The 9,003-nt window shown below is 61.5% G+C and carries 7 protein-coding genes; all 7 read right to left on the bottom strand.

All coding sequences use genetic code 11. The annotated features are described in order from the left end of the window. Positions 1–308: 308 nt before the first annotated feature. The 7 genes from DXD24_RS03700 to bilR all read right to left on the bottom strand — a co-directional run bounded on the left by DXD24_RS03700 (position 309) and on the right by bilR (position 9,002). The gene (locus DXD24_RS03700) at positions 309–650 is read right to left on the bottom strand and encodes a 4Fe-4S dicluster domain-containing protein (protein WP_117564062.1); all 342 of its coding nucleotides are present in this window, start codon (positions 648–650) and stop codon (positions 309–311) included. Between the two features lie 7 nt (positions 651–657). Beyond that, the gene (locus DXD24_RS03695) at positions 658–1,746 is read right to left on the bottom strand and encodes a nickel-dependent hydrogenase large subunit (RefSeq protein WP_117564061.1); all 1,089 of its coding nucleotides are present in this window, start codon (positions 1,744–1,746) and stop codon (positions 658–660) included. Positions 1,747–1,751: 5 nt separating this feature from the next. Next, on the bottom strand, positions 1,752–2,468 hold the full coding sequence (locus DXD24_RS10085) for an NADH-quinone oxidoreductase subunit C (protein WP_089573465.1): 717 nt from the start codon (positions 2,466–2,468) through the stop codon (positions 1,752–1,754). Then, positions 2,468–3,052: an NADH-quinone oxidoreductase subunit B family protein gene (locus DXD24_RS03685; RefSeq protein ID WP_117564060.1), complete on the bottom strand. Its 585-nt coding sequence runs from the start codon at positions 3,050–3,052 to the stop codon at positions 2,468–2,470. Before DXD24_RS03685 ends, DXD24_RS10085 begins: the two co-directional genes overlap by 1 nt. A gap of 12 nt (positions 3,053–3,064) precedes the next feature. After that, entirely contained in the window at positions 3,065–5,947 is a 2,883-nt protein-coding gene (locus tag DXD24_RS03680) for a proton-conducting transporter membrane subunit (protein WP_117646186.1), read from the bottom strand. A gap of 180 nt (positions 5,948–6,127) precedes the next feature. Then, positions 6,128–6,523: a helix-turn-helix domain-containing protein gene (locus DXD24_RS03675; RefSeq protein WP_117646185.1), complete on the bottom strand. Its 396-nt coding sequence runs from the start codon at positions 6,521–6,523 to the stop codon at positions 6,128–6,130. 448 nt (positions 6,524–6,971) lie between these two features. Next, the gene (bilR, locus tag DXD24_RS03670; protein ID WP_117646184.1) at positions 6,972–9,002 is read right to left on the bottom strand and encodes a bilirubin reductase, long form; all 2,031 of its coding nucleotides are present in this window, start codon (positions 9,000–9,002) and stop codon (positions 6,972–6,974) included. Between the last annotated feature and the right edge of the window lies 1 nt (position 9,003).

Here is a 9,003-nt window from a genome sequence, read left to right as displayed (position 1 = left end):
CGGCAGCCCTCGCAAGGCCAAAATGATCCGTTTCCCTCTGTCCACGGGAGATCAAGGGATGCTACGGATATGGTGGTATTTCAAAACTATGCCGGATTACGGGGCTAATGTCGGGGCCCTTATCCATACCACCATTTTTTGAAAAACGGCAGGCTAATTACCTGAGGTTTTGTTTTTGCGATTTTCTGTATGGTCGGAGGTTCGCTATCCAGCCCCGTAATCCGGCATAGTTTTGTTCGCGGCGGCTCCACCGCTCGTTTAAGCGCGGGGCCGGTGGGGCATTTGCCCCATCGGCCCCTATCCCAGCCCTATTCCGGTTTGGTTTCCACCGTGGGAGTCTTGTCCGCTGCGACTGGAGTGCGGGCGGTGTCCATAGTCAGGCAGTGCTTGGGGCAGCTCTCGATGCACTCACCGCACACCACGCAGGCATACGGGTCAATCGACCACATTCCGCCCTTGCGATCGACCGCAAGTGCACCCGCCGGGCAACGGCGCGCGCACATGCCGCAGCAGATGCACACGTCCATATCGTTGACGATATGCCCGCGCAGGCGCTCGGGTGCCGCGAGCTTCTCCTGCGGATAGCACACCGTTACCGGCTGCTTGACCATAGAACCCAAGGCCGTCTTGGCAAATGTCAGCAAACTCATGCCGCGCCTACCTTTCCGTGCAGCTAATACAGGGGTCGATGGTCAGGATAATCATGGGCACGTTGGCAATGAGCACGCCCTGCAGCGCATGCGTCAGACCCGCCAGATTTTGCGACGTCGGCGTGCGCACGCGAAAACGGTCCAAGTTCTTGGTGCCGTTGCCGCGCACATAGTAATACGCCTCGCCGCGCGGCTGCTCAATCACAACCTCGCCGCGTGCGCCGTCGGCCGGCGTAAGCTTGGCGCGCCCGCCGATCCCGTCGTGCGGAATCTTGCCCACAAGCTCCTTGATGATGTCCATGGCCTGCGTGACCTCGGCGCAACGCACCTGGCAGCGGGCATAGCAATCGCCATCGGTAGCAACGATGGGCTCAAACGCAGCCAGGTCCGCATAGGCACCGTCGCCGAACATGCGCACGTCGTAGTCCACGCCCGAGGCGCGCCCAAACGGGCCGACCATCGAAAGCTCCAGCGCGTCCTTCTTGCTGATCACGCCCACGCCATGCAGGCGCTCGCCGCAGCTATTGTCGTCCAAAAACGTATGCACCAGGGCCTCGTAGTCGGGGCGCATGGCATCGAGCGCCTGGACAATGCCCGCCAGCTCAGAGTCCTCAATGTCGTGTTTAAGGCCGCCGATTTCGTTGATCGACAAAATCACGCGGCCGCCGCAAGTGCTCTCAAAGATCTTGAGAATCTGCTCGCGCAGGGTCCACGAACGATAGAACAGCGCCTCAAAACCAAAGGCATCGGCAAGCAGACCCAACCACAGCAGATGCGAATGAATGCGCGAAAGCTCATGCAGAATGGTGCGGATATACTGCACGCGACCAGGCACCTCGATGCCGAGCATACGCTCGCAGGCGCTGGCGTAGCCGCAGCTATGGCCCACGGCGCAGATGCCGCAGATGCGCTCGGCGATGTAGCCAAACTGATGCATGTCGCGCTTTTCGGTGAGCTTCTCGAGTCCGCGGTGCACAAAGCCGATCTGCGGAATTGCCTCGATGACGCGGTCGTCTTCGATCACCAGGTCCAGATGAAGCGGTTCGGGCAGCACCGGGTGCTGCGGGCCAAACGGAATAACGGAGCGATGTGCCATGGACCTTACGCCTCCTTTTTCTGCTTGTCGCGGGCGGCCTTGGCGGCAAGCGCCGCGCGGACCTTGGCCGCTTTCTCGGGATCCATGGCGGCGAGCTTTGCCTCCATCTCGGCGGCCTTGAGCGCCGCCTTCGCAGCAGCCCCATCGTGCTGAGTATCGGAGCCGGCAGCCGCAGCGGGCTGAGCAGCGGCGCCCGCGGCATCGCCGGCGCCCGCAACGCCCTCCCCTGCAGCAGCCGCAGCCGCGGCGGCCTTCTCGGCAGCGGCCTTGCGCGCCTTGGCCTCGGCAGCCGCGCGGACCTTCATGGCCTTCTCGCGCGCGGCCTTCACCTCGGGCGTGATAACGCTCATGGGCTCGGCAGTCGAAACCTGGTAGAAAAAGCCCTTAAAGTCGATCTGCATATCGGTAATGGCAAGACCAAACAGGTCGTGGGCCTCATTTTCAAATGGGAACACCGCGGGGTAATACGAGCTGATGGACGGAATCTCCTGGTACTGGTCGATGCCCTCAACCACCAGATTCTCGATCGCATAGCTGCCGTCCTGCGCAATATGTTCCTGAGCAGCGTGAACGTTGATAAACGTATAGACCAAGCGATACGAGCCGTCGTCGACGTTGCGCTCGGTGTGCATTTGCACAAAGCGCGCGCCGACGCCCTTGAGCGCCTGGACATGCGACAGGAGCTCGTCGATCCCAACGGTGGTATAGATAGCCTTTTGCATTACTCGGCCTCCTTTGCAGCGGCGGGTGTCCCAGCAGGTGCGTCGCCAGCGGCGGGCGCGTCGCCGGCCTCAGCCGCGGCCACAAACCCGTCCTCGCCCAGCTCAACACCACCGTCCCAGGTAGCGGCACCGCCCACGGTAAGCGGATCGCCGCCGGCGCGCATCACGGCCTCCTTCTGGTCCAGGATGCCGCACGCCTCCACGATGGCATCGATCATGGTCTCGGGGCGAATGGCACACCCGGGCGCGTACACGTCCACGGGGATTGCGCGGTCCACGCCGCCGATCACGTTATAGGCATCGCGGAATACGCCGCCCGAACACGCGCAGATGCCGCAGGCCACCACGCACTTGGGCTCGAGCATCTGGTTGTAGATCTGGCGCACGACGGGCAGGTTCTGGGCATTGACCGACCCCGTCACCAAAAAGATATCCGCATGCTTGGGGTTGCCGGTGTTGACCACGCCAAAGCGCTCCGCGTCGAACAGTGGCGTGAGCGAAGCAAGCACCTCGATATCGCATCCGTTGCAGCTCGAGCCGTCGTAATGAATAACCCACGGCGAGCGCGACATTTTATAATCCATGGATGCCGCCTCCTAAATAAACACGTCGACGAGGATGGGCATAAGGTTGAGCAGGCCAAACACCAGCGCCACGCCCCAGCCGAGCTTAAAGCAGCTGCGCCAGGTGCTACGGGCGAAGGTGTTGTCGATCAGCACCTCGACAAAATACGTCGCGGCCATGACGACCAGGGCGACCACCCAGCTCACCGGGTTGTCCCAAACAAAGAACATGCCCACCCACATCAAAAACAGCACGGTCTCGCACCAGTGCATAAGGGTCATCTTGGCCAGCGTGCTGCCGCTCATCTCGGTGGCGACGCCCTGGACAATCTCCTGATGCGCGTGATGCGAGTACGAAAGGTCAAACGGCGACTTACGCAGCTTGATGGTGAGCACCGCGAGCAGCGCAAGGAAAATGGGCGCACTGTACACGATGATGGGCGCCGACTGCCCGGTCACGGCGATGGAATCAAAGCTATCGGTGGCGAGATACAGGCCCGCGCTCATCAGCAGAACGGCGGGCTCGTAGCTCATAACCTGCAGCAACTCGCGATCGGCGCCGACCTGCGCAAACGGGCTTTGCGTCGAGGCGGACGCCAGCACCACAAAGATCGCGGCGAGCGTCACCATAAAAGCACACAGCAGCGTGTTGGAACCCGACACAAAGATGCCGCCGCCTACCACGGTAAAGATGAGCGCACATGCCATATAGGTATCGTCCATGGTGTTTACGCTGGCAGGAGCCTTGCGCAGCAGCTTGGCAACGTCGTAGAACGGTTGCAGCAGGCGCGGGCCCACACGGCCCTGCATGCGGGCCGAAAGCTTGCGGTCAAGGCCGTCGATCAGGCCACCCACAAGCGGCGCAATCAAGGCAAACGCCACGGTACCAATAAATATGCCCACGACACCCGAACCTTCAAAATACTTACCGCGCAGCACCGAGGGCGCACTCATGGCAAGTCTCTCGGGCCCAATCCACGCGCAACACAGCAGCGCAAACAAGATAATGCTGCAGCACACGACGCTACCCGCGGGGCCAATACGCTTCTCGCCAAGGGCGTCCTCCGAGTACCAATTGCGCTTTTCGGCCTTCACCTCGTGTCCCATCGAGCCGCGGAAATGGCGGTAATTGTCGGTTCCCACGCCCGAAAGATATACGTTTACGTGCGGTTTGTTGCTCACGCGGAATGAAGTCAGCAGCACCACGGCGATAAAAGCCACGATAACCACCATCAGATACATGGCATCCTTGCCAATAACGTACGGCACGCGGCCAAACACCATGGCCAAGTAAGGCGACACCAGACCGCTCGAGATAACCGGGAACGCCACGCAGCACAGAATCAGCAGCGCGGCGATGGTGTTGAGGGCCACCCATTCGGTCTTATGGACATTGACCTCAACGTTTTGAGCCGTGGGGTCGACGCCCGAAAGCTTGGCAAGCCACTTGCCCCAGAAGAAGAACGTCGCGGCCGAGCCAAAGGCAAGCACCATGATCATGAGCACGTTGCCGGTCTGCGCAAACGCCACCAGGGCGCCCCACTTGGACACGAGCATGCCAAACGGGGCCACGAACATGCCCATAATGCCCAGCATCATCAGGCGCGTCAGGTGCGGCATGCGGCTGAACATGCCGTCCATGTCCTCGATATTGCGGCTGCCGATATGATGCTCGGCCGTGCCTACGCACAGGAACAGCAGCGACTTGGCCACCGTGTGGAACAGGATCAGGAAGATCGCGGCCCACACGGCCTCGGGCGCGCCGACGCCCAGGCAGGCGCTGATAAGGCCCAAGTTGGAGATGGTGGAGTACGCGAGCACGCGTTTGGCGTTGCTCTGCGAGATGGCCATGAGGGCAGCGAGCAAAAACGTGATGGCACCCACACTCGTGACCATAAAGCCGGTCACGGGATAGATGGCATAGAGCGGGCTGAGCTTGACCATCAGAAACACGCCGGCTTTGACCATGGTTGACGAGTGCAGCAGGGCGCTCGTGGGAGTGGGTGCAACCATGGCGCCCAACAGCCAAGTGTGGAACGGCATCTGTGCGGCCTTGGTGAGTGCGGCGAGCGACAGCAGGATGACCGGCATCACCAGCAGCGCGGACTGCGCGGTTCCGGTGCCGGAAAGCTCGATCATGCCCGAGATGATCAGCGGCATGCCGTTAACGTGCAGGTACATGAGTCCGGCCAAAAACGCGATGCCGCCCAGCATGTTGAGGATGATTTGGGTAAAGGCGTTCTTGATGGCCTCGGGCGTACGCGTGTAGCCAATCATAAGGAACGAACACACGGTGGTGATTTCCCAGCCGCAGAACAGCCACTCAAGGTTGTCGCTCGTCACGATGACGAACATGGCCGAGAGGAACAGGAACATAAGCGCCAGGAACTGCGGGCGACGGTCAGGCGCGGTTTGCCCACGCAGCGCGGCCTCGTGCTCGTCGTGGGCCTGGAAGTCCTTCATATAACCCAAGGCATACACGCAGACAAGGCTGCCGACAATGCCGACGGCGAGGACCATGATCACACTCATGTAGTCCAGGTAGAGCGGCGTCGCCGTGACGGCTTCGGCCGCGGGCAGCGTCATGGCTGCAAAGGCGAGCGAGCCCACCAGCTGGACTATGCCGAGCACCGTGGTGAGCGCGTTCCTATATTTGAACGCGTTGTACAGGATGACGACGCACAGGATGACATCGATGGCGGAGCTGATGATCGAGAGCACATGCGAGGTGCCGGGGGCAACCTCAAAGCCCTGCGGACCCGTGCCAAAAAACATGACGGCGACTACAACTGTCACCGCCATAATAATGCCGGAGCCTATGAGCCCCACCGCATCGCGGGCGCGGTTACCGCGCACGAGCAGCATGCCCAGCGCCGGTACCAGCGGAAACAGGGTAAGGAAATACAGTAGCGTCATACCATCACTCCCCCATGCAAAACGCTGCAATTGTTTAACGTTATAGCTCAATTGAGGAGTAGCGGCGGCAGGTTTTCGGTCAACTGGGGAGTTTTAGGCGCACGGGGCAAGGAGTCTGTCCGCATTGGAGTAGAGGGGCGGCAAGAAAAATGCGCCCCTGTGGGCGCACCATCCCGTTCGCTATTCCGCCTTTTTAGCGCGCGGCTTGCGACCGCGCGGCTTATCGACCAGCGCAGATTCACCGCTCTCGCGATACTGGCGGCACCAGGCCTTAACCGAAGACTCGCTGGGAATCTTGTACTTGATCATGGCCTCGCGAACCGTCAGACCGTTTTCCAGACGGTCCTTAACCACGGCGAGCTTAACCTCGTACGAATACGTGTGATGGTGAGTGCCCGCGTTGAGCACGGCGTCGGCACCACCCACGGCATATGCACGGGCCCACTGACGAGCCGTGGCCTGGGGAATGCCAAGCTTTGCGGCGAGGGCGCGGTGACCGACCCCCTCTTGGAGGATCTCGACGGCGCGCTGCCTAACCTCGGGCGCATGCGTGCGAGTCCTAGTTGCTTCCGACATACCTGCCACTTCTTAGCCTTAACCGTTAATCTGCTTTCTTACGTACAAGTTAGATAGTAGCTTTTTACTGTTTGCTCAAAGCAGTTAATTAAAATAGACGCGGCGTTATCTGGGCATTTGGCACCAATTTACGACATTTCTTTATCGATTATTTACGCTGGTAGCTGACTCGCAGCCAATCGTCATTCGCCTGTCAACAAAATTGACACCTCTTTATGTCCTTTGCTATAGCGGATATGATTATTAACACCTCCCCCAATAATTTTGAGAATCGGCAAGGCAGTAGACGTCCTTACTCCTCATGATTACCGCGCATTACCATCCACCGGAGCAAAACAAAAAGGGCGGGGCCTGCTGCGCTTGCAGGCCCCGCACCGGTTGACACCCGACGGGACACAGCCGGGCGAGGCGGATCCGTGCTACCGCCCCGCCTGGCCGCGATGTTCAACTACAGCTCGTTGGCCGCGTGATACGCCGTGCGAATGGCACTCGCAATGTCGGCGGTGCGCTCGCCCGAGCAGTCGCCCACGCAGGTCACGGGCACCGTCACGCCCTCCAAGTCAAATGCGTTGGCCTTGGAGCCCACGGCCATCACCACGTAATCGCAGGCGATCTTCACCGGCTCCTCGGCGCCGTCCTCGGTGGTGTGAACGGCCTCCACGCCCTCGTCGGTAATGGCGGTCAGGCGGGTCTTAACATGCTGCTCCACGTTGTGGGCGGCAAAGTCGCTCATGATCAGCGGCAGAATGGTCTCGGACTCGCCCGCGGCAATCTTGTCGAGCATCTCGACAATCGCCACCTCGCAGCCGTGCTGCAGCAGGTACTCGGCAGTCTCGGTGCCCACCAGGCCACCGCCAATGACAGCGACGCGCCCGCTGAGCTCCACCTTGCCGGCCAGCACGTCCCAGCTCGAGACGACCTTGTCCGAATCGGCGCCCGGAACGGGGATGACCACGTCGTGCGCGCCCACGGCCACAATCGCAGCGTCAGCGGCATTGAGGTCCTCAGCGGTAGCGGCATGGTTGAGCTCAACCTTCACGCCCAGGCCAGGCAGAATCTTCTCGTAGTACTCGACCGAGCGCATGATCTCGTCCTTGCGCGGAGGCGCAGCCGCCAGCACAATCTGGCCGCCCAGATGATCGCTCGCCTCGTAGACGGTCACATCGTAGCCGCGCTTGGCCGCCACGCGCGCGGCCTCCAGGCCGGCAATACCGCCGCCCACCACGGCGATCTTCTTGTCGCCCTCGCCCGACTTAATGGCGATGGTAGCCTCGTCACCGTTCTCGGCATTCAGCACGCACGAAATGTACTTGCGGTTTTGAATCGCATCGACGCAACCCTTGTTGCAGTTGAGGCACTCGCGGATGGGCTCACCCGTGGCAGCCTTCAGCGCAATGTCGGGGTCGCACATGAGCGAGCGGCCATAGGCGATGATGTCGGCCGCGCCGTCTTCCAGAATCTTCTCGCCGGCCTCGACCGAAACCACGCGGCCGACGGTTGCCACCGGCACGGAGACCAGGGCCTTGACGCGCTCGGCCACGGGCAGCGTCCAGTTGTAGGGCATGGCGCCCATGGGCGGAATGGTGTCGCCCATGTTGCCGGTGTGGTTGGCCTGTGCAACCTGGATCATATCGATGCCCGCGCCCTCGAGCAGCTTGGCGAACTCGCAGGCCTCATCGGGCTGCAGGCCGCCCTTGCCGCGCGGCGTGCCGTCGGGGTTCTCCATGATCACGGGGAGCTTGTACTCCACCATCAACTGCGGTGCGGCTTTCTTAATGGCGGCGACGACCTCCAGCGCATAACGGACGCGGTTCTCGAACGAACCACCGTACTCGTCCGTGCGCTTGTTGAGGATCGCGGAGCACAGCGAACCCACCAGACGGTCGCCGTGGACCTCGATGGCGTCGATGCCAGCCTGCTGTGCGCGGGCGGCCGAGGCGGCGATAGCCTCCTTGATCTGGGTGAGCTGCTCTACGCTCGCCTCGTTCACAAAGTGCTGCATGTCGTGGTGCAGCTTGGCGTATGCCTGCTTGCGAATCTCGTTGGACTCGGCCATCTTGGCGGCAAAGGTCCCCTCGTCGCCGGCGGCCTTGGCCTCCTGCGCGGCCTTAGCGGCAGCCATGGAACCCATGACCATGCGGCCGACCCCGGGCACGTCGTACTCGGGGTGGAACAGCTGCAGCGCAACCTTGGCACCGTGCTTGTGGACGGCGTCGGCCAGCGCCTTAAACGTGGGGATCTGGGCGTCGGCTGCCAGCTTGGGCGTGGGGCTCGCGGTCATGACGGGAGCGACGTCGCCGATGACGATGTAGCTCACACCGCCACGGGCCAGGCGCTCGTAAAAAGCCAGGCTGCGTTCGCCGATGGAACCGTCGCGCTCCTCGTAGCCGGTGGTCAGCGGCGGGAACATAATGCGGTTTTTGAGCTCAAGGGGGCCAACCGTAATGGGCTGGAGCAGCTTGGATGCAGGTGCGGTCATG

It is taken from the genome of Collinsella sp. TF12-2AT (assembly GCF_003436735.1).
GTDB lineage: Bacteria > Actinomycetota > Coriobacteriia > Coriobacteriales > Coriobacteriaceae > Collinsella.
The sequence above is the reverse complement of the archived record's forward strand: the minus strand, read 5'-3'. Positions and strand labels throughout refer to the sequence as shown.

What these genes read in the sequence shown, in the direction of transcription:
- DXD24_RS03700 (WP_117564062.1), bottom strand. Translation starts at nt 650, where the DNA reads ATGAGTTTGCTGACATTTGCCAAGACGGCCTTGGGTTCTATGGTCAAG.
- DXD24_RS03695 (WP_117564061.1), bottom strand. Translation starts at nt 1,746, where the DNA reads ATGGCACATCGCTCCGTTATTCCGTTTGGCCCGCAGCACCCGGTGCTG.
- DXD24_RS10085 (WP_089573465.1), bottom strand. Translation starts at nt 2,468, where the DNA reads ATGCAAAAGGCTATCTATACCACCGTTGGGATCGACGAGCTCCTGTCG.
- DXD24_RS03685 (WP_117564060.1), bottom strand. Translation starts at nt 3,052, where the DNA reads ATGGATTATAAAATGTCGCGCTCGCCGTGGGTTATTCATTACGACGGC.
- DXD24_RS03680 (WP_117646186.1), bottom strand. Translation starts at nt 5,947, where the DNA reads ATGACGCTACTGTATTTCCTTACCCTGTTTCCGCTGGTACCGGCGCTG.
- DXD24_RS03675 (WP_117646185.1), bottom strand. Translation starts at nt 6,523, where the DNA reads ATGTCGGAAGCAACTAGGACTCGCACGCATGCGCCCGAGGTTAGGCAG.
- bilR (WP_117646184.1), bottom strand. Translation starts at nt 9,002, where the DNA reads ATGACCGCACCTGCATCCAAGCTGCTCCAGCCCATTACGGTTGGCCCC.